The sequence below is a fragment of the Mucilaginibacter sp. PAMB04274 genome, assembly GCF_039634385.2.
Taxonomy (GTDB): Bacteria; Bacteroidota; Bacteroidia; order Sphingobacteriales; family Sphingobacteriaceae; genus Mucilaginibacter.
On record NZ_CP155081.2, the window covers coordinates 5,508,145 to 5,528,096 of the forward strand.

Consider the following 19,952-nt stretch of genomic DNA (forward strand, 5'->3'; position numbering starts at 1 on the left):
TCTTAATTGTTTAGCTACCTTTATCAAATAAACGTTTAACCATTTAATTTATGAAAATATTAGCATTAATGATGGCGCTGCTGTTCACTGCACCCAGCACCATTTATGATTTTAAGTTAAAAAATATTGAAGGCAAGGACTTTAAACTGTCTAAGTACAAAGGCAAGAAGTTGCTGATTGTAAACACGGCATCTAAATGCGGTTATACACCACAATATGCAGAACTGCAAAAATTGGCTGAGCAATACAAAGATAAAGTAGTTGTGATCGGTTTCCCGGCAAATAATTTCAATGGTCAGGAGCCAGGATCGAATACCGACATTCAAGAGTTTTGCAAAAAGAACTTTGGTGTTACTTTCCCGTTAACTGAAAAAGTAAGCGTTAAAGGGTTGGATATCGCTCCTATATTTCAATACCTTACTACACAGGAAAACCCTGATTTTACAGGTGATATTAAATGGAACTTTGAAAAATTCCTGATAGATGAAAACGGAAAGCTGATACACCGCTACCGTTCGGCCGTTAAGCCGCTATCGCCAGAAATAACCAGTCAGTTATAGCAAAAAAGGCGCTTGTTTAAACAAGCGCCTTTTTTTATGCTAGTTATTTTGCTTAGCGGCTTTCTCTTCTTCTTTGGCTTTCTTCTCCGCTTCTTTACGGGCCTTTTCCTGATCTTCCTTTAACTTCTTGTCTTGTTCCTTTCGTAACTTCTCCTGTTCCTTGGTTAGGTTCTCCTGAGCCTTACGCGCAGAGTCTATTTTACGTTGCTTGGCTTTTTCTTTGTTTTTAAAAAAGCCCCTCAGCAAAAAGTTGCTTTGTGCCGCTTTTAAGTCCTCATTTAAGGTTACGGTAGTTTTATTCGCATTTTGTATGGTTGTTTTTGCCGATGACACGGTGGTAGCCAAATCATTGGCTATACGGTCGTTTTTAAGCAACCTGCCTAATGATCCTTTTCCTCTGTTTATATCGCTTACAATGGCATTTAAGTTACCGGTTAAGGACTCAGCATTGTCGGCCACTTTGGTGAGCTTATTGATGATCTTATCCACATCCAGCGGGTTTACTGCGGTTAGCTTATCTCCTCCCTCAACCTCGGTACGGCTGGTTGAGCCACCGGGACTAATTACAATCAATTTATCACCCATTAAACCATCACTGCCGATGCTAACTTTTGAGTCTTTCTTAATAAACTTTTTAACGTTGTTATTGAGTGTAAGGTCAACGCGTACGGCACTATCCGAAACGATGTTAATGCCCTCAACTACACCCACGTTTATGCCGGCAAACCGCACGTTATTACCAACCATCAGGCCGTTTACGTTCTTAAATACACCGTAAACGCTAAATGTAGAATTGAACATGCTTTTTTGGCTGCCAATTAAAAAGATGCCTAAGAATATTACAAACAAGCCTACCATTACGAATACGCCTATTTTTATTTTTTGTCCGGATGTTGTTTTCATATCGTATCTAAAAAGAATGCTTTAACAAATGGGTCTTCTGAGCGCTGAAGCTCGTCAAAAGTACCTTCGGCTACATATTCACCGTCCTTCATGATCAGTACACGGTCGCCGGTTATACGAGCGCAATCCATATCATGCGTTATAATGATAGAAGACGTTTTATATTTTTTCTGCATTTCAAGTATCAGCTCACTTATCTCACGTGATGTGATAGGATCCAAGCCGGTTGTAGGCTCGTCGTACAGCATAATTTCGGGGTTTACAATCAACGTACGCGCCAGCCCGACACGTTTACGCATACCGCCCGATAAATCGCTTGGCATCTTGTCTATAGCCTCAGGAAGCCCTATGCTTTCCAATACTTCTTGTACCCTTTTATCCAATTCCTGCTGATCCTTGATCTTTAACACTCGGGTTAGCGCAAATTCCATGTTTTCCTTAACCGTCATGGAATCATATAAAGCTCCGCTTTGAAAAAGGAAACCAACTTTTGTGCGTAGCTCCTTCAGTTCCTCGTTATTTAGTTCAGGTACCTCCTGTCCAAACACCTTCACCGATCCCTCATCTGGCGTTAACAAGCCCACTATGCATTGTATGGTTACCGATTTACCCTGACCTGAACGGCCCAATACGATGAGATTTTCGCCGCGGTGCAGCGTTAAGTTGATATTTTTAAGCACCTCTTTATTGCCAAAGCTTTTCTTAAGATTCTTGATTTCTACTACAACCTCATCTGTTTTTGTTGACTGGTGCTCAGATTTAAGATCGTGTTGTTTTACGCTTTCCATCTTAATAATACAACAGGTTAGTAATTTGGACAGCCATCATGTCAATAAAAAAGATCCACAACGAAGCGGTAACAACTGCCGAGTTTGCAGCAAGCCCCACGCTTTCAGTACCCTTATTAGAGTTAAAGCCTTTATAGCACCCTACAAAGCCTATAGCAAATCCAAAAAATATAGTTTTTATTAATGCAGGCAAATAGTCGGTAAAATCAAGCGCGGCAAAGCACTTGGTAAAATATAAGTTAAAGCTGATGTCGTCTGTAAAGTTGAGTGCAAAGTACCCACCCAATAACGAGATCAAGTCACCTGTCATAGCCAACAGCGGCACCATAAGGCTGGTTGCCAGTATGCGGGTAACTACCAGATATTGCACCGGGTTGGCACCTGATACTTCCATGGCATCAATTTGCTCGGTAACTTTCATACTGCCTAGCTCAGCTCCAATGCTCGACGCAATTTTGCCTGCGCAAATAATGGCTGTTATAACCGGGCCTATTTCTCTTATTACAGAAACAGAAAGCGTATGAGGTAACATGCTCTCAGCACCAAACTCAACCAGGGTTGGTCGTAGCTGTAAGATAAGTACAAGGCCCATGATGAAGGAGGTTATACCTACCAGGGTTAATGACTTGTACCCTATTTCGTAACACTGGCGTATAAATTCAGACCATTCAAAGCCGCCCGAAAACGCGTTGCGGATAAACCGCATAAAAAATACCGTTTGGTCTCCTACACTCTCTATCCACTGTCTCCAGCCCGAATTCATTATTTTTTCTGCCATAAGCAAGTATTTGTGCTATTGTAATAGCTGGTATGTATCCGTAATAATTGGTTCAAGTTCTTATTGCTAACAAAGGTAGCTAGCATAGCGTATTCATAATGAGGTTAGTACGCCGTTTTAGGAGATGAACTAGGATATAAACACAGCTGTTGTTTATTTGTTTAAACATTTTAGTTGTAATACTACAAGGATTTATGATTACGTGTTTAAACATCAATTAAAGGCTTAAATAAGATTGTGTACCTTTGCTATAATTTAACTTATGGTAAATAAAGCAGTTATAGTTGGTGCAAGTGGATTGGTAGGTGGAGAATTGCTAAAAGTACTTTTGCAGGAAAATTATTATACAGAGGTTTTAGCCTTAGTTCGAAAAGAACTGCCTGTTAAGCATAAAAAGTTGGTTCAATTAGTAGTCGATTTTGATAGCTTACCAGAACATGCCAATGCCATAAATGGCAAAGCGCTATTCTGCTGTTTAGGTTCAACCCGAAGTAAAACGCCTGACTTGTCTGTTTACCGGAAGATAGATCATGACTATCCGGTGCAGTTAGCAGAAATAGCTAAACAAAATAAGGTAGCAAGTTTTCATTTGATATCAGCCGTTGGTGCCAATGCTGACTCGGCTAACTTTTACACCAGGCTAAAGGGAGAAACTGAACGGGATATAAAAAAGGCGGGGTTACACGTCCTTCATATCTATCAACCATCGTTATTGACTGGAAACCGGATAGAGTACAGATTTGCAGAACGAGTAGCCACCGTTTTAATGAAAGCTTTAGACCCATTGTTATTAGGAGGCCTTAAAAAATATAAAAGCATACCTGCAGCAGTAGTTGCAAGGGCTATGTACAAACAATCATTAAATTCAGAGGAAGGTATATTTGTACATCCCTCACATCATATCAAACAATTAGCGTGAGCACTTACTTATCAGCAGAAAATTTAGGTCATTCTTTTCATGACCACTGGTTATTCCGTAACTTAACTTTAGGCATCAATCGCGGCAGGCGCGTTGCTTTAGTAGGAGTTAATGGCGCCGGAAAATCTACCCTATTAAAATTATTATCAGGTAAAATTAATCCTACCGAAGGCAAAGTAGTGTCAGCACGTGATTTACGGCCAGGCTACTTAGAGCAAGATCCTATGTTTGAAAAGGGTCATACCATAAGCGACTATATTTTTCATAAGGATAACGTGCAACAACAGCTTATACTGAAGTATGAGCAATTGCTTGAAAACGATCCAAACAATGAAAAGGCTATCGAGAAAATTACGGAAGAACTGAGTGCTGTAAATGCCTGGGAGTACGAATACCAAATTAAAAACATTTTGGGCCGCCTGGACATACATCACCTCGATCAAAAGATTGATACCTTATCGGGCGGGCAAAAAAAACGATTGGCTTTAGCCAAGCTCTTAATTGAGGATCCCGACATATACGTGCTGGATGAGCCTACTAACCACTTAGACATCGATACTATTGAATGGTTAGAAAAGTTGCTTACAGAAGGTAACAAAACTATTTTGATGGTTACCCATGACAGGTACTTTTTAGATAATGTTTGTAATGAAATTATCGAAATTGAGCGTGGAAAGATTTTCAATTACAACGGCAACTATCAATATTACCTTGAAAAGAAAGCTGAGCGCGAAGCTACAAACGAGCAGCAGTTCCAAAAAAATTCTAACCTGTTAAAGAAAGAACTGGAGTGGATGCGCCGCCAACCCCAGGCACGTGGCACCAAATCAAAAGCCCGTATCGAAGCTTTTTATGACTTGGAAGAAAAGACCAAAAATCATGGGCTTTTGGGTAAGGTAGAACTGAGTACGAAAACGGCGCGCCAGGGTAATAAGATCATGGAGGTATACCATATCACTAAAACATTTAGAGACCGTAAGGTGATCGATGATTTTAGCTACGTATTTAAGAAAGGTGACCGTGTAGGTATTGCTGGTAAAAATGGCAGTGGGAAATCAACGTTGTTAAATATGTTCACCGGTTTATTACAACCCGATAGTGGCCATATAGAAAAAGGCGAAACTACGGTGATTGGTTATTTTAACCAAGCCGGTATGTCTTTCAAGGATGATGAACGTGTAATTGATGTAGTTAAAAATGTAGCTGAATTTATTACCATGGCCGATGGTAAAACTATATCGGCTGCACAGTTGCTCACATTGTTTCTCTTCCCTCCTGCCCGGCAGTATGGCTTTATTCATCTATTGAGCGGTGGCGAAAAAAAGCGATTGCATCTACTAAACATCCTAATGAAAAACCCGAACTTTCTTATTTTGGATGAGCCTACCAATGATCTGGATATTGACACCTTAAATGTGTTAGAAGAGTTTTTAACCAATTACACAGGAATTCTTTTAATGGTATCACACGATAGATATTTGCTGGATAAGTTAACCGATCAGCTTTTTGTGGTTGAAGGTACCGGCCATGTTGATTTGTATAATGGCAATTATTCTTCATACCGTTTAGAGCAGGAAGAAGCTAAGCAAGCGCTAAAAACCAAGCCTACTGCCGTAGCTCCGGCACCTGTAGCTGCAACGCCAAAAAAGAATAAACTATCGTTTAAAGACCAAAAGGAGCTGGAAACATTAGAAGCAGATATTGAAAAAATAGAAAAGGAAATATCAGCAACAACTGAGCTGTTAAACACCGTTACAGATCACCAGGAGTTAATAAAACTATCTACCAAAATAGAGGAAATGAAAGCCACTGTTGATGACAGATCATTACGTTGGATGGAGTTAATAGAATTAAGAGACGCCTTATGAAGACATCAGACATTATAGCATCAGTAGGTGTAATTATCCTTTTGATTGGATTTATGCTTAATCTTTTTAAAAAGATAAGCGCTGAAAGTAAATCGTACGCATTAATGAACTTTGTTGGTGCGGGGTTATGTGGATATTCATCTTACCTGATAAGCTTCTACCCTTTTGTAATATTAGAGAGTATTTGGGCGTTTGTAGCGTTAGTATCATTATTTAAAGTTCCACGTGGAACATAATTTTTTAGCGGTAATTTTGTAGTTGTTCCACGTGGAACATTGGAGGTTTAGATGTTTAAAAAGTATGATGTAATAGTTGCTGGTGCTGGCCACGCTGGCTGTGAAGCGGCAGCGGCAGCAGCAAACATGGGTTCGTCGGTACTGCTCATTACCATGAATATGGGCACGATAGCACAAATGAGCTGTAATCCGGCTATGGGTGGTGTGGCTAAAGGGCAAATAGTTCGGGAGGTAGATGCATTAGGTGGTTATTCAGGAATTATAGCTGACAAAACTACCATTCAATTCCGTATGCTTAATCTGTCGAAAGGTCCTGCTATGTGGAGCCCCCGCGCACAAAACGACCGTATGCGTTTTGCAGAGGAATGGCGCTTAGCATTAGAAAGCATACCAAACCTTGATATTTGGCAAGACACTGTAACTTCTCTCCTAGTTAAAGGCGATACCGTATGCGGTATTAAAACATCTTTGGGTGTTGAGATTGAATGCAGCGCTGTGGTACTTACTAATGGCACCTTTTTAAATGGTATAATACACATAGGCGAGAAGCGCTTTGGTGGTGGCCGCACCGGCGAAAAATCTGCCACTGGCCTAACCGAACAGTTGGTAGAGTTGGGCTTTGAGGCCGGCCGTATGAAGACCGGCACTCCGCCCCGGATAGACGGCCGTAGTTTGAACTACAGTGTAATGGAAGAGCAATGGGGCGATGAAGACCCTGGCCGCTTTTCATTTACCGATGTGGAGCGCCCTACTGAAAAGCGTTGCTGTTGGATTACCTATACCAATGCAAACGTACATGAAACCTTAAAAGAAGGCTTCGAAAAATCGCCAATGTTCACGGGTCGCATTAAAGGTTTGGGACCGCGTTACTGCCCATCCATAGAAGATAAGATTAACCGGTTTGCAGAGCGCGAAAGGCACCAGATATTTGTAGAACCAGAGGGATTTAACACCGTAGAAATTTATGTAAATGGGTTCTCTACTTCATTGCCCGAAGATGTACAGTACCGTGCACTAACACAAATCCCCGGATTTGAAAATGCAAAGATGTTCCGGCCAGGTTATGCAATTGAGTATGATTATTTCCCACCTACCCAATTAAACCTGACTTTAGAAACAAAGAAGATAGCCAACCTATTCCTAGCCGGTCAAATTAATGGCACTACCGGTTATGAAGAGGCTGCCTCACAGGGCTTAATTGCGGGTATTAATGCTCATCAAAAAGTGCATGATTTGCATGAGCTTATCATGAAGCGTTCTGAATCTTATATTGGTGTATTAATTGATGACTTAGTTACTAAGGGAACAGAAGAACCATACCGTATGTTCACCTCCAGGGCAGAGCACCGTTTATTGTTACGTCAGGATAATGCAGATATACGACTCTCTCCTATTGGGCACGACCTAGGTCTCATTAACGATGAAAGATTAGATAAGGTTAAGCAAAAAGTAAAGAATTCTGATGACATTGTCAAATACACGCGCAATAAATCGGTTGAGGCTACGGTGTTAAATCCATTGCTTGAAGAATTAAGCACTGCGCCGCTCAACCAGAATGTTAAGCTGATCTCATTATTAGGCCGACCACAAGTGAGCTTTAATGCTTTGAGAAAAGCAGACGCATCATTAGATGCATTACTTTCAGCTTATGATAAAGAAACCATTGAGCAGGCTGAAATAAAAATTAAATACGAGAGTTATTTTGATAAGGAACTGGAAATTGTAGAACGCATGCGCAAAATGGAAGACAAAGAAATTAATCCGGAATTTAATTACCAGCAATTAGTATCCCTGTCTAAAGAAGCACGCGAAAAGCTGATGCGCATCAAACCGCGTACTTTAGGTCAGGCTTCCCGCATCTCGGGTGTGTCTCCTTCAGATATCTCAGTCCTCATGGTTCACATATCAAGGTAGCAAAACTAAGAAATTTGCGGTTTCGACCGAAAAAATGGCTTTAATACCTAATATTAGAGCCATTATTTTTAAATTTTAATATCCTAGTTCCAAAAAACTAAAGAATCGCTTATAACGCTTAAAAATGCTTTTAAACTTAAGGTCAAAATTTTCAGCATCTGCTTTTACTACTTTTCTCGTTTTAACCTTATGGGGTTGCGCCAGTATGCAAAGACCGCAAGGCGGACCCCGAGACCGCACCCCACCCAAACTTTTAAAAGCTACCCCTGCTAACAAGACCCGTCGTTTTAATGCCAAAGAAATAAAACTAGAGTTTGATGAATACTTTAAGCTTACAAGTCCCTACAGCGAGATAAGTGTTAGCCCAGCTTTTGAGAAACAGCCGGAATATGTAACCAAAGGTCAAACGTTATTAATTAAACTTAATGACTCTCTTCAAAAAAATACCACTTACGTTTTTAATTTTGGTAAAGCGCTAGCCGACGTAAATGAATCCAATGTATTAAAAAACTTTTCGTATGTTTTTTCAACCGGCGACCAGATAGACTCATTGAGTATAAGCGGCAGGGTTTATAACACTACTACTGCCCAAGCTGAAAAAGAAGCTACTGTAATGATTTTTCCGGCTGCACAAGATTCGGCCTTGTTTGGTAAAAAGAAACCCGCCTATTATACCTCCACAGACTCGGCTGGTAATTTTGCTTTGAACAATCTTCATGAAGGGACATACACTATATATGCTTTAAAAGAAGTATCGCCTGATAAGATATACAATGCCGATAATGAGTTAATAGCTTTCCAAAAAGATCCTGTTACCCTCATGGCAAATGTAAGTGGTATAGAATTGGATCTGTTTAAACAAGTTCCCGAAAAGTTCAGAATAAGCTCACGGCGCTTTGACCCGGATGGCAAAATAAACATGGTTTTTAACAAACCCTTAGAGCAGCCTTCCATCAAGATTATCGATCAATCTGCTATTGATGAGCAAAAAATAGTAGACTTTAGCAGAACACGAGATACAGCTTTAATCTTTTTACGTAACATGAACTTTGATACGGTAAGTGTTGCCATTGCCGATAAGGGTAAGTTTTTAGACACGGTAGTATTAAGAAAAGGCCGGTCAGAAAGCTTTAAAAGAACCGTAAGCTTACAATACAATATCAATGTAGATAACAAGTTGCGCCCGGGAGCAGATTTGTCGATGATTGCTAACTTGCCTATTGAGACATTTGATATCAGTAGAATTAAGTTACTGGAAGATTCCGTTCCGGTAAGTCCTCTAAACATACAGAAAAGTACTACAAACCCGCGGAACTTAATTATCAAGCACCGCTGGCGGCAAGCCGCGCGTTATGAATTGGTGTTTAGTGATGAAGCTTTAACCGACATTTATGGTACCAAAAACAAGGAAACCACCAAGCGCTTTATGATTGATAAGCCCGAAAACTATGGTACCTTAACTTTAAAAGTAACCGTACCCGATACCAGTAAGGCTTATATTGTAGAGGTGATGGATAGTAAAAAGACGGTATTGCAAACGGACTTTGTTACAAAAAATGCCTCTATAGTTTATAAAAACTTTTTCACAGGCAAGTATCAAGTCAAGGTGACTTACGATACCAATAAGAACCGTAAGGCCGACCCTGGAAATGTGAGAACTAAGTCTTACCCAGAAAAAAGCTGGTATAATGATAAAGAATTAACCTTACGCCCTAACTGGGAAATGGAAGAGCCATTGGTGATACCCAAAGAAGAAGATGCGACGCGTGCCGCTCCTCCTACCCCAGCCACAGCTGCACCTACCCCGTCTACCACACCTCCGGTTAAACCGTAAACCAGCTGGCGTACAAGTTATAATTGTACGGCAGTTTTTGCAGTAAGGCCAATTGATCGTCGGTTAGCGGTTTAATCTTTTTAGCCGGGGTACCTGCGTACAGGTATCCCGATTCGCATATAGTTCTTTCAAGCACTACGGCACCGGCTGCTATGATGACGTTTGATTGTACAACAGCATCGTCCATTACTATGGCACCCATACCTATAAGCACGTAATCCTCTAATTTACAGCCATGTACAATAGCATTGTGCCCTATCGATACGTAATTGCCAATAGTGGTAGATGCCTTTAAGTAAGTGGCATGCACGCAAACGCCGTCTTGTATATTAGTATGGTGCCCTATGGTAATGCTGTTCACATCACCCCTGATGACGGCATTGAACCACACCGAGCAATCGTTTCCCATGGTTACATCGCCTACAATGGTACAGTTATCGGCTATAAAACAGTTATCGCCCCAAACAGGATTTTTATCTTTTACAGGTAGAATGAGCGCCATATTTTTATTTCGGACTTATTTTCTTTACACCCCTATTAGTCGTCCTGAATGACAGTGAGCGATACTTTCGAATTCGTACATTTCGCTTCGAAAAAATTTATCGCTATCACTCGGAAATGACAAGGTGGGATAAATTATGTTTTATATATTAGCTCCATAAGCGGAAATAGCTCAGCTGGTAGAGCATCAGTTTCCCAAACTGAAGGCCGTGGGTTCGAATCCCGTTTTCCGCTCACAATTTTATTCTATTTATACTCACCATTCAAAATTGAAACTGCTTCAAGATTAACTTCACAGTCAATATCATCTTTTGATGGATGTCTTGCAATTCTTTCTAATTCCATCAATATAGATGGATCATTTGTATTCCTAACCAAGTTTCCTAATATCCAATACTTCCACATTCCATCATCTGATCTTAATATGCTAATAATTTGAGAAGTAATCTTATCGGCAAAAGGTTCTAATATATCAGCTATACACTTTGCAACCGGCCAATTCATATCTTGTAGCCACTTTAACAAATCTGGAATTATAGGTTCGATCTCCTCAAATGAAAGCGTTTTAAGTTTTTCAACTCCACTATCATCAAATTTGTCTTTTGGTATTAATTTTTGAAATTCCATTGTATACCTAATTAAAACACCGTATCCTCCAAAACTTCAGCATGTTGCGGATAATCGGTAGTATAATGTAATCCCCTGCTCTCCTTACGTGCAGTAGCCGATTTTACGACCAGATAAGAAACTTGTATTAAGTTACGCAATTCACATAGCTTAACCGACAATTTGGTGCGCTTGTAAAATTCTTCAGTTTCTTCATACAGCAACTTCAAACGGCGCATGGCCCGTTCTAAACGAAAATCGGAACGAACAATACCTACATAATCATTCATTAGTTTCTGCATTTCGCGAATGTTATGGGTAACTAATATATCTTCGTTGGAGAGCTGTACACCTTTTTCATCCCAGTCGGGGATGTTATCAGGCACCTGGTAGCCTTCAAATCCTTTAATGGCATCCTCATAAATGCGGTGGGCAAATACCAACGCTTCTAGTAATGAATTGGATGCCAACCTATTAGCGCCATGTAAGCCGGTTGATGAACATTCGCCACAAGCATACAGTTGCTGTATGGATGAACGGCCCATATGATCTACCAACACACCTCCACACATATAATGGCAGGCAGGCGATACCGGAATCATATTTTTGGTCATATCCAGCCCAATATCCAAACACTTGGCATAAATGTTTGGAAAATGGTTTAAAATATCTGCCTTGCTTTTATGGCGTACATCCAGGTATACGTAATCCTCGCCCGATTTTTTAATCTCGGCGTCTATAGCGCGGGCTACAATATCACGTGGGGCTAATGATTTGCGTTCATCATACTCCTGCATAAATTCTTCGCCATTGGTACGTTTTAAAATACCGCCAAAACCACGCACTGCTTCAGAAATTAAAAAGGATGGGTACTCACCAGGGTTATATAAAGCTGTAGGATGAAATTGGATAAACTCCATATTACGAACTTTACCCTTAGCACGGTAAACCATAGCCACACCATCACCCGTGGCAATAACCGGGTTGGTGGTAATAGCATAAATATGCCCTGCACCGCCCGATGCCATTACCGTAACTTTCGACCGAATGGTTTCCACCTCTTTAGTTTCGGTATTAAAGGCGTAAACGCCATAACAGGTAATATCTTTGGTAGACTTATCCACAAACTCACCCAAATGATGTTGAGTGATCAAGTCTACCGCAAAATGATGGGTCAGTATTTCGATATTTGGGTTCTGGTGAATTTGCGCTAATAAGGCGCGCTCCATTTCAAAGCCGGTAATATCTTTATAATGGAGTACGCGGTATTCAGAGTGGCCGCCTTCTTTAGCCAGATCGTAAACACCATCATTGGTTTTATCGAAATTGGTACCGTAATCTATAATCTCCTTTATCCTTTCGGGCCCTTCTTCTACTACAATACGTACTACCTCTTCGTCGCAAAGTCCATCGCCGGCTATCAAGGTGTCTTCGATATGCTTTTCAAACGAATCCTCTTTTTTATCCACAACTACGGCCACACCGCCTTGTGCATATTTCGTGTTTGATTCGTCCTCGCTCGCTTTGGTAACTATCAGTACCTTACCATGTTTAGCAGCTTTAAGTGCAAAGCTTAATCCGGCAATGCCCGAACCTATTACCAGGAAATCCACATTTCTTGTCATAAATAGTGTCTAATATGTGTAAAAGTAATACTTGTGTGTATAACCCCATCAAAAGATGTTAATTTTGCGTAAGTAAAAAGCTAATAAGTTTTGGGTTTGTGAAAAAGCCTGTGGATAACTAAAGTTATACCCATTTGCTGCAGTAGTTTTGGGAAGATAACCAACGACTATTCACATCCGTAAAAACCGATATTAATTCACACTTTAGTTTATCAACATCGGTGTGAATAAAACAACCTAACTGCTTATCAGTAGTTTAAGTTTTAAAGTATGTGGATAACCTGTGGAAACAAGTGGAATAAGTTTGTTTAGCAATAAAATCTATCTCCAGTTGTTCACACAATTCACACACTAATAACAATAGGTTTATATATATAAATTAAATTATTTGTCTTTATTGTAATGTTAGTAATGGACGTTTTAGAGGAGATCAATATAAAAGGATTTGTTGAAGAGGAAATAGACCCCACGCTTGACCTGTATGCTGAGATTGAAAAATTAAAGCAACAGAAGAACGCCGTTATACTGGCGCACTACTACCAGGAAGGTGAGATACAGGATATAGCCGATTATATTGGCGACAGCCTGGGCCTATCGCAACAGGCGGCCAAAACCGATGCCGACATTATTGTGTTTGCCGGTGTACACTTTATGGCCGAAACCGCCAAGATCTTATCCCCTACCAAAAAGGTGTTGCTACCCGATTTAAAAGCGGGTTGTTCACTGGCCGATAGTTGCCCTCCGCATTTATTCAAAAAATTTAAGGAATCGTATCCTGATCACCTGGTTATTACTTATGTGAACTGTACGGCAGAATTGAAAGCCATGAGCGATATTGTTTGTACATCAAGCAACGCAGTACAGATTGTGGAAAGCCTGCCTGCCGATCAAAAGATCATCTTTGGGCCCGACCGTAACCTGGGCGCTTATGTGGCTAAGAAAACAGGGCGTGATTTGGTATTGTGGAACGGTGCCTGTATGGTGCATGAGATATTTAGCCGCGAGAAGATCACCAAGCTGAAAGAGCGCTACCCCAACGCTAAAATATTGGCTCACCCTGAGTGTGAAGAACACATTCTGCAACTGGCCGATTATATAGGATCTACTACCGGTATCTTAAAATATGCAACCAACAGTCCCGAAAAGGAGTTTATTGTAGCTACCGAAGCAGGTATCATTCACCAGATGGAGAAAGATAACCCGGATAAGGTATTTATCCCCGCTCCACCGAACAATACCTGCGCCTGCAATGATTGTCCTCATATGAAAAGAAATACCCTGGAGAAGCTTTATTTATGCCTTAAAAATGAAATGCCGGAGATTACCTTACCGGCCGACATTATAGAAAAAGCGGTTAAGCCTATAGAGCGCATGCTGGATATTTCGGCACAGCTGGGATTATAAACATAAAAAAGCCGCTTACTTAAGCGGCTTTTTTTTAGTAGTTGTTAAAAGCGTAGATAATTGATTTTCATCAGTCATAAAGGTGATCCAAATGTAAGGATCTATCTCGCCAGAGTTATCTTTGACCATTAAAGCTAATCCTTCAAGTTGATGGTTTTTCCATGATTTAGGAAAAAAAGGCTTTAAACTGCTTATTGATTCTTTTACCCGAAAAGCATGTGCTGCTTTTTCATTCGGCATCATATAAAACGCCCATTTATCTTTAGTAATACTAACAGAATTTAAATAACTCTTGTCAAAATCAATTTCGCAACCGTCGTATCTGTAAACAACAAGTAAGCCATCAGTTTCCGTCATTTCCTTTTTTATCGACAGCGGTTTTCCCAGTAGTTTGACTACTCTAGATGGTGTAAGTTTACCAATATTAATTTTTTGGCTACCATGTGTTAAAATATCTGGTTATGCTTTACATAATCAACACTGTTAACCGTTCTGGATGCTTGTGCCAGCACGGTATTGATATAAAAACTTGCAAGGCCTATCAAAAAGAGAACAGTTTTCATATGATATTAAGATTTATACCTAAAATAAAACCCGAGAAGCTGTTTGCCGCCCGGGTTAAAAAAGATTGTTAGAAGTTTATATGCCGCTGTCTTTTTTTACTTCAATAGCATCTTGTACCGATTGTGGTAAAGATCCCAATAAGTTAAAACCGTTGCCTACGGCTGTTTCTATATCGCGTACGCTTACGATATACTTGGTCCAGTCGCTGTTAATGGTATTTACATTAGGTGTATTTACAGCAATCACACGTATACCGCTAGTGTTACCAGCTCTGATCAAGTCACCGTCGCCAGCCGGAATAATAACGGCTACTTTCCAAACATTGCTGGGCACAGTTACATTACCATTGTCAATTGTGGTTACAGTTGCAGTACTTTTGCTGCCTACGCCGCCAATACCATAGCTACCCATAATTACATAAACCTCGTTACCGTTATTAACCTGTAGGCGCAGATAGCTCTCCAAGTTATTCCAGGTTTGCTGATTATTTTGTGGTGCCTGCGGAATCATGTTGGTCATCAGGAAAGTAGCCGAATTAGCGAAGGTTGAGCTGGTACGGTCGGCCGATGGACAGTTGTGCCCCCTGTCGAAACCACTGCCTGAGTAGCTGGTGCTTTGTACCTGGTAGTAACCTGCAGGTAAATCTTTAAAGCCCGCAAAATTATCCAGGCGGCCAGTGGCATTAGTAGTATTGGTGTTATCCAAATGCCAGCTTACCCAGTTGGGCGTACCTCTTGATTTGCTGTACGATTCTACATAATAACCCATATCCAGTAAATAATTTTCGGCTGATATCATATTGGCAGCTGAAGGATTGCCGAATAATAGGTTGCTGTTATCGCCGGTTGCAGGTGGCGCGTCGGTACCAATATTTATTCCTCTTGGAGTAGTTGGTGTACCGGTTGATGTGCCGCCCCCGTCATCTGGAGGGGTGTCTGATCCGCCAATGGTAATACCTGATTCGCCCTCGCCAACAAATGTGATATCATCAATACTTAAACGCACCCGGTTACTGCCGTTATAGTCTGATGTATTCACAATAATAAAGCGTTGCGCAGCAGGATCGGTGATTTGAAAAGTATGGGCCACTAAAACAATGTCAGTTTCAGTAATAGTTTGGCCTACTTTAGTATAAGTCTTACCACCGTCTTTTGAAGATTGGAGTTCCCAGGAGCCTTTTAAGGCAACGGGGTTGGTAGCCGTAACAAATTGTTTATCGGCAAAGTTGGCGAAAGAGCTTTTGATGATAATGCTTTTTAAGCCCGTTACATCAAAATTCATAGCCAGGTTACCATTGCGCTTGGCATTGTCTTTTGTACCTTGTATACGTACCGACTTACCGCCGTTTCTAATGTCGCCTGCATCACTTCCTAGCAAAGCGCCATTCATGCTCCAAGAACCGGTGCTGATAGTTACATCGGCAACATCATAGCCTGCTTTAATGCCACTTTCAAAATTTTCATTAATGCTATAAGGTTTTGGTGCAACTGGCGGTTGGGGTATTTCCGTTTCGGGATTTTCGGTTTCATCCAAATCCTTTTTACAACTGGCCAGTGCTAAGGGGATGAAAAGATAAATGAGTAAATGTTTTAATTTCATATAAATATTGAGTGTTTACAAATTTGCGGTTTAGATATTAATTGTGTGTTAATAAATACGAATTGTAATCAAAAAATCACAAACAATCGGTTAATAAAATTACAATAAATGTTGGTTTACGATTTTAGTGCTGTAAATCAATTTTTTAGTTATTGGCTTTATTACTTAACCGATGTATAAATATTACGGGCGGTTTAAAACTGCTTTTGTATTTTTGACCCTTTAAATTGCGCTGCCATGGATATGTTTGATAATGTTGATAGAACCCATATTAATGAGTTAGGTGAATTTGGCCTGATCAATCATTTAACTAAAAATATTAAGCTTACCCATAAAAGCACCCTGAAAGGTGTAGGAGATGATGCCGCCGTGCTGGATTATGCTGGTAAAAAAGTGTTGGTATCAACCGATATGCTGCTGGAAGGTATTCATTTTGACTTGGCTTATACGCCGCTTAAGCACTTGGGCTATAAATCGGTACAGGTAAACCTGAGCGATATTTGCGCCATGAACGGTACGCCTACCCAGGTAACAGTATCTATAGGCATGTCGAGCAAGTATACTTTAGAAGCTGTTGAAGAGCTTTACGAAGGTATTTACCTGGCTTGTGATAAATATAAGGTTGATATTATAGGTGGCGATACCACGTCATCAAAACAAGGTTTAGTAATTAGCATCACCGTATTAGGTTATGCTAATGAAGAAGATATAGTATACCGTAACGGTGCCGAAGAAGGCGACTTGCTTTGCGTATCTGGCGATTTAGGCGGCGCATATACTGGTTTGCAGTTATTAGAACGCGAAAAGCTCGTTTACCTGGAAAATCCGCAGATACAACCCGATCTGGAAGGTAAAGATTATATAATTGAGCGACAGTTGAAGCCAGAGGCTCGCCAGGATATTATACAATTGTTAGGTGATCTAAAAGTGAAACCTACTGCTATGATCGATGTGTCGGACGGGTTGGCTTCGGAGATACTGCACATTTGTACCCAAAGCAATAAAGGCTGCCAACTATATGAGGAAAAAATACCCATCGACCCGATGACGTATGAAACCGCCCGCGAGTTTAACCTCGATCCTACTATATGTGCCCTGAGTGGCGGCGAAGATTACGAGCTGTTATTTACCATTAAACAAGCCGACTACGACAAAATAAAGCACGATGTGGACATCAGCATCATTGGCTACATCACCGAAGCTTCAGCGGGCTGTAATTTGATTTCTAAAAGCGGCCAGGTACATGAGTTAAAGGCGCAAGGTTGGAATGCGTTTAAGAAGTAGTTTGTAATTATTTGAAAAATAAGATCATTGCAGGAGTGCTAGCGACGTGCAATCTTCACTAAGTAAGTGTATTCGTACATTCATCAACACTAGTGTTGAGCACACCGATTTACATTGGCGTAACGAGATTGCCACGCTATTACTCCATAAAATAGGAATGAATACAGCGTTTCTACACTATCAATTACGCTTCTGTTCTTCCGAATCTTCGCCCTCGGTGAGTAGTGATACAAATTTCCCGTCTATCTGCTTATTAGCTTTAGCGCCTAATTTCTTAATTTTTTCTGCAGTGATGGTTAAATTGCCACGGCCATCACTCAGTTTGTTGATGGCTTTGTCAAAGGCATCCTGGCTTTGTTTTAGGTTACGGCCTATGCTATCCATATCGGTTAAAAAGCCTACAAACTTGTCGTACATATCGCCGCTCAGACGGGCTATTTCCATTACGTTGCGGTTTTGATGTTCTTGTTTCCACATGCTGGCTATAGTACGTAAAGTTGCGAGAAGAGTACTCGGGCTTACAATAACTACCCGCTTATCCCAGGCATCGTTAAACAGGTCGGCATCCAGCTGCACCGCAAAACTAAAAGACGATTCAATAGGCACAAATAGCAGCACAAAATCGGGTGAATTGATTTTTTGCAGATCATGATAGTTTTTGGCTGATAAGCCATGCACGTGGTTACGTAACGATTCTACATGTGCTTTGGCATGCAGCTTACGCTCCTCTTCGGTTTCGCAGTTCACCAGGCGCTCGTATGCAATTAATGATACCTTGGAGTCGATAACGAGGTGCTTATTATCCGGCAAATCAATGATCACATCTGGCTGAAAACGGGTGCCATCCTGCGCCTGGTGACTAGCCTGTAAACGGTATTCGCGGTCTTTAACCAAGCCCGAGCGTTCCAGTACCCTTTCCAGTATAAACTCTCCCCAGTTACCTTGCTTTTTAGTATCACCTTTTAAGGCTTTGGTTAGGTTTTGCGCCTCGCTGCTAATCTGCTTGTTTAGTTCCATTAGCTGCGTAATTACACCTTTCAGCGTGTTACGGTCGGCCGCCTCCATATTGTAAACTTTCTCCACTTTCTCTTCAAAAGTTTTGATGTTCTCTTTCAAAGGATTAAGGATATGATCGAGGTTGGCTTTATTTACGTCCAAAAACTCGCGCGACTTTTCTTTCAATAACTTTTCGGCTACGTTTTCAAATTCGCGCTGAAAGTGTTGGCGGATTTGCTCAATCTCCGCTTTCTGTTCCTGTAATTTTTCTTGTTGCGCTTTATAAAAACTGCGGGTGCTTTCCAGCGCCTGGTTGGCCTGCGCCAGTTCCTGACGCTCAAATAACAACTGATCTGTTAATTTGCCGTTCTCTTCCTTAAGGAGTTGGGTAATGCTTTCTTTTTCGGCATAAGCGCTTTTAACCTTTTCTTCAGTAACGCCAAGTTTGAGTTTGATTTGCTCGTTTTCGGTTTTCAACTGCTCAAATTCTGCTACAGAAATATTGCCTGCAGCATTTTTTGATTTACTGATAAGCAAGTAAACTGAAATCAATAAAATTACTACGGCAATAGCCAATATCCCTACACTCATCCTGATAAAAAATTTAGCAAATGAAAGAAGGATTTTCGATAAATGCTAATATTACTGTGGTTTTGTTTTGCCTGTTGTATCAACAGTAGGGTTAGCTACACCATCTTTGCTGGCAGTGGTGCTGGTGTCAGAACCACCGGTTGCTGTACCCATTGGCGTACCGCTCTTCATGCCGGTATCGGCCGGGCCGGAGCTGCCAGCCATTCCTGAGTCTGCTACATCGCCGCCCGTTTTACTGGTAGATTGTTGGCAAGCTGTTAATATAAAAGTGCCAAAGAGTAAAGTATAAACCAGCTTTTTCATAATATGATTTAAGAATTAAAACAGGCTATCGAAAAAAGGGTTTCATTTAATTTAAGGCTTTGGAAACATCAGTAGCAAGTTTCTGTATCTTATGCTTATAGCTAATAGTACAGTTGCTACAATTAGCGGTTAGCCTGGTTACAATATACTTTTTTGCAAAAGTAATGTTGTTATAAGATGGAAGCCCGCTATAAGCTATTATTTGTACCCAATTTTTATATCGAATTCCGGATTTATCTTTATCCATATATCCGAAAAATTCTTTTGGATATTTTATTGCATAATTAAGTGCCGGCTCACCCGGATATTCACTCAGGGCGCCATCAGCAATCTCAATTGTGGCATTAAGGCACCAACGGTAAAAGGGCCTGATTTCAGCATTATTGGTTAAACACAAAGACAGCAGCAAACTCGTTGAATCATTGTCTGAAGGCCTGTATTTACCTTTATAAAAGTTTTTAGCTATTGGAGCAACCTTAGGATGGTCAAGGTAAAATTTAACCGGTTTTCCATCGATGGAATCTTTGTATGGATTGTGTTTAATAGCAAAGTAATCTATCCAAAAATCTCCGGTTGGTTTATTATGACTTTTGCTTTTAATTGAGGTAGTGTTGGTTTGAGCGTAAATATTACAGGCAAAAAATAAAGTAAGTACTATGATTAAAACAGCTTTTAACAT

19 protein-coding genes and 1 tRNA gene are annotated in these 19,952 nt (G+C 40.6%); 9 read left to right on the forward strand and 11 right to left on the reverse strand.

The features are described from left to right. Positions 1-50: 50 nt before the first annotated feature. A complete protein-coding gene (locus tag ABDD95_RS23500) occupies positions 51-560 on the forward strand; it encodes a glutathione peroxidase (RefSeq protein ID WP_345949809.1) in 510 nt (169 codons plus the stop codon). 39 nt (positions 561-599) lie between these two features. Here ABDD95_RS23500 and ABDD95_RS23505 read toward each other — a convergent pair whose 3' ends face one another. Genes ABDD95_RS23505 through ABDD95_RS23515 form a run of 3 tightly spaced genes read right to left on the reverse strand, consistent with a single transcriptional unit; the run spans position 600 to position 3,029 of the window. Then, a complete protein-coding gene (locus ABDD95_RS23505; protein ID WP_345949810.1) occupies positions 600-1,463 on the reverse strand; it encodes an MlaD family protein in 864 nt (287 codons plus the stop codon). Next, positions 1,460-2,251 carry an ATP-binding cassette domain-containing protein gene (locus tag ABDD95_RS23510; RefSeq protein WP_345949811.1) on the reverse strand — a complete coding sequence of 264 codons (792 nt, stop codon included), beginning with the start codon at positions 2,249-2,251 and terminating at the stop codon, positions 1,460-1,462. Before ABDD95_RS23510 ends, ABDD95_RS23505 begins: the two co-directional genes overlap by 4 nt. 1 nt (position 2,252) lies before the next feature. After that, positions 2,253-3,029, reverse strand: coding sequence for an ABC transporter permease (locus tag ABDD95_RS23515; RefSeq protein ID WP_345949812.1), 777 nt, complete (start codon positions 3,027-3,029; stop codon positions 2,253-2,255). A 262-nt stretch (positions 3,030-3,291) separates the two neighbouring features. On the opposite strand from ABDD95_RS23515, the gene ABDD95_RS23520 reads away from it, so the two are divergent. The 5 genes from ABDD95_RS23520 (at position 3,292) to ABDD95_RS23540 (ending at position 9,800) form a co-directional block, all read left to right on the forward strand. Beyond that, positions 3,292-3,948: an NAD(P)H-binding protein gene (locus ABDD95_RS23520; protein WP_345949813.1), complete on the forward strand. Its 657-nt coding sequence runs from the start codon at positions 3,292-3,294 to the stop codon at positions 3,946-3,948. Then, on the forward strand, positions 3,945-5,816 hold the full coding sequence (locus tag ABDD95_RS23525; protein WP_345949814.1) for an ABC-F family ATP-binding cassette domain-containing protein: 1,872 nt from the start codon (positions 3,945-3,947) through the stop codon (positions 5,814-5,816). Before ABDD95_RS23520 ends, ABDD95_RS23525 begins: the two co-directional genes overlap by 4 nt. Beyond that, positions 5,813-6,052 carry a hypothetical protein gene (locus ABDD95_RS23530; protein WP_345949815.1) on the forward strand — a complete coding sequence of 80 codons (240 nt, stop codon included), beginning with the start codon at positions 5,813-5,815 and terminating at the stop codon, positions 6,050-6,052. Before ABDD95_RS23525 ends, ABDD95_RS23530 begins: the two co-directional genes overlap by 4 nt. Positions 6,053-6,103: 51 nt before the next feature. Next, complete coding sequence (gene mnmG, locus ABDD95_RS23535) at positions 6,104-7,966, forward strand: tRNA uridine-5-carboxymethylaminomethyl(34) synthesis enzyme MnmG (protein ID WP_345949816.1); 1,863 nt, start codon at positions 6,104-6,106, stop codon at positions 7,964-7,966. Between the two features lie 124 nt (positions 7,967-8,090). After that, the gene (locus ABDD95_RS23540) at positions 8,091-9,800 is read left to right on the forward strand and encodes an Ig-like domain-containing protein (protein WP_352432922.1); all 1,710 of its coding nucleotides are present in this window, start codon (positions 8,091-8,093) and stop codon (positions 9,798-9,800) included. Here the strand turns inward: ABDD95_RS23540 and ABDD95_RS23545 are convergent. Beyond that, complete coding sequence (locus tag ABDD95_RS23545) at positions 9,790-10,302, reverse strand: gamma carbonic anhydrase family protein (protein ID WP_345949818.1); 513 nt, start codon at positions 10,300-10,302, stop codon at positions 9,790-9,792. The two genes, ABDD95_RS23540 and ABDD95_RS23545, sit on opposite strands and share 11 nt — an antisense overlap. 160 nt (positions 10,303-10,462) lie before the next feature. Here ABDD95_RS23545 and ABDD95_RS23550 point away from each other — a divergent pair. After that, positions 10,463-10,535, forward strand: a tRNA-Gly gene (locus ABDD95_RS23550). 12 nt (positions 10,536-10,547) lie between these two features. On the opposite strand, the gene ABDD95_RS23555 is transcribed toward ABDD95_RS23550, so the two are convergent. Beyond that, entirely contained in the window at positions 10,548-10,928 is a 381-nt protein-coding gene (locus ABDD95_RS23555; protein WP_345949819.1) for a DUF5071 domain-containing protein, read from the reverse strand. Positions 10,929-10,939: 11 nt separating this feature from the next. Next, positions 10,940-12,532: an L-aspartate oxidase gene (gene nadB / locus ABDD95_RS23560; RefSeq protein ID WP_345949820.1), complete on the reverse strand. Its 1,593-nt coding sequence runs from the start codon at positions 12,530-12,532 to the stop codon at positions 10,940-10,942. A gap of 411 nt (positions 12,533-12,943) precedes the next feature. Here nadB and nadA point away from each other — a divergent pair, with 411 nt between their 5' ends. After that, on the forward strand, positions 12,944-13,936 hold the full coding sequence (gene nadA / locus ABDD95_RS23565; RefSeq protein ID WP_345949821.1) for a quinolinate synthase NadA: 993 nt from the start codon (positions 12,944-12,946) through the stop codon (positions 13,934-13,936). A gap of 15 nt (positions 13,937-13,951) precedes the next feature. Here the strand turns inward: nadA and ABDD95_RS23570 are convergent, their stop codons facing one another. Both ABDD95_RS23570 and ABDD95_RS23575 read right to left on the reverse strand, forming a co-directional pair. After that, positions 13,952-14,293 carry a hypothetical protein gene (locus ABDD95_RS23570; protein WP_345949822.1) on the reverse strand — a complete coding sequence of 114 codons (342 nt, stop codon included), beginning with the start codon at positions 14,291-14,293 and terminating at the stop codon, positions 13,952-13,954. 282 nt (positions 14,294-14,575) lie between these two features. Next, on the reverse strand, positions 14,576-16,099 hold the full coding sequence (locus tag ABDD95_RS23575) for a DNA/RNA non-specific endonuclease (RefSeq protein ID WP_345949823.1): 1,524 nt from the start codon (positions 16,097-16,099) through the stop codon (positions 14,576-14,578). Positions 16,100-16,342: 243 nt separating this feature from the next. Between ABDD95_RS23575 and thiL the strand changes: the two genes are divergently transcribed. Next, entirely contained in the window at positions 16,343-17,383 is a 1,041-nt protein-coding gene (gene thiL / locus ABDD95_RS23580; protein ID WP_345952124.1) for a thiamine-phosphate kinase, read from the forward strand. A gap of 180 nt (positions 17,384-17,563) precedes the next feature. Here thiL and rmuC read toward each other — a convergent pair whose 3' ends face one another. From rmuC to ABDD95_RS23595, 3 genes are read right to left on the reverse strand one after another with little or no spacing between them, the layout of a single operon-like run. Further along, a complete protein-coding gene (gene rmuC, locus ABDD95_RS23585; protein WP_345949824.1) occupies positions 17,564-18,970 on the reverse strand; it encodes a DNA recombination protein RmuC in 1,407 nt (468 codons plus the stop codon). Between the two features lie 51 nt (positions 18,971-19,021). After that, a complete protein-coding gene (locus tag ABDD95_RS23590) occupies positions 19,022-19,273 on the reverse strand; it encodes a hypothetical protein (RefSeq protein WP_345949825.1) in 252 nt (83 codons plus the stop codon). Between the two features lie 46 nt (positions 19,274-19,319). After that, on the reverse strand, positions 19,320-19,952 hold the full coding sequence (locus ABDD95_RS23595) for a hypothetical protein (RefSeq protein WP_345949826.1): 633 nt from the start codon (positions 19,950-19,952) through the stop codon (positions 19,320-19,322).

Bases quoted from the DNA above. Each gene is read 5' to 3' on its own strand.
- ABDD95_RS23510 (WP_345949811.1), bottom strand. From the start codon at position 2,251: ATGGAAAGCGTAAAACAACACGATCTTAAATCTGAGCACCAGTCAACA.
- nadB (WP_345949820.1), bottom strand. From the start codon at position 12,532: ATGACAAGAAATGTGGATTTCCTGGTAATAGGTTCGGGCATTGCCGGA.
- mnmG (WP_345949816.1), top strand. From the start codon at position 6,104: ATGTTTAAAAAGTATGATGTAATAGTTGCTGGTGCTGGCCACGCTGGC.
- ABDD95_RS23540 (WP_352432922.1), top strand. From the start codon at position 8,091: ATGCTTTTAAACTTAAGGTCAAAATTTTCAGCATCTGCTTTTACTACT.
- ABDD95_RS23520 (WP_345949813.1), top strand. From the start codon at position 3,292: ATGGTAAATAAAGCAGTTATAGTTGGTGCAAGTGGATTGGTAGGTGGA.
- nadA (WP_345949821.1), top strand. From the start codon at position 12,944: ATGGACGTTTTAGAGGAGATCAATATAAAAGGATTTGTTGAAGAGGAA.
- ABDD95_RS23500 (WP_345949809.1), top strand. From the start codon at position 51: ATGAAAATATTAGCATTAATGATGGCGCTGCTGTTCACTGCACCCAGC.
- ABDD95_RS23515 (WP_345949812.1), bottom strand. From the start codon at position 3,029: ATGGCAGAAAAAATAATGAATTCGGGCTGGAGACAGTGGATAGAGAGT.
- ABDD95_RS23570 (WP_345949822.1), bottom strand. From the start codon at position 14,293: ATGACGGAAACTGATGGCTTACTTGTTGTTTACAGATACGACGGTTGC.
- ABDD95_RS23555 (WP_345949819.1), bottom strand. From the start codon at position 10,928: ATGGAATTTCAAAAATTAATACCAAAAGACAAATTTGATGATAGTGGA.
- ABDD95_RS23505 (WP_345949810.1), bottom strand. From the start codon at position 1,463: ATGAAAACAACATCCGGACAAAAAATAAAAATAGGCGTATTCGTAATG.
- ABDD95_RS23590 (WP_345949825.1), bottom strand. From the start codon at position 19,273: ATGAAAAAGCTGGTTTATACTTTACTCTTTGGCACTTTTATATTAACA.
- ABDD95_RS23575 (WP_345949823.1), bottom strand. From the start codon at position 16,099: ATGAAATTAAAACATTTACTCATTTATCTTTTCATCCCCTTAGCACTG.
- ABDD95_RS23595 (WP_345949826.1), bottom strand. From the start codon at position 19,952: ATGTTAAAAGCTGTTTTAATCATAGTACTTACTTTATTTTTTGCCTGT.
- ABDD95_RS23545 (WP_345949818.1), bottom strand. From the start codon at position 10,302: ATGGCGCTCATTCTACCTGTAAAAGATAAAAATCCTGTTTGGGGCGAT.
- ABDD95_RS23530 (WP_345949815.1), top strand. From the start codon at position 5,813: ATGAAGACATCAGACATTATAGCATCAGTAGGTGTAATTATCCTTTTG.
- thiL (WP_345952124.1), top strand. From the start codon at position 16,343: ATGTTTGATAATGTTGATAGAACCCATATTAATGAGTTAGGTGAATTT.
- rmuC (WP_345949824.1), bottom strand. From the start codon at position 18,970: ATGAGTGTAGGGATATTGGCTATTGCCGTAGTAATTTTATTGATTTCA.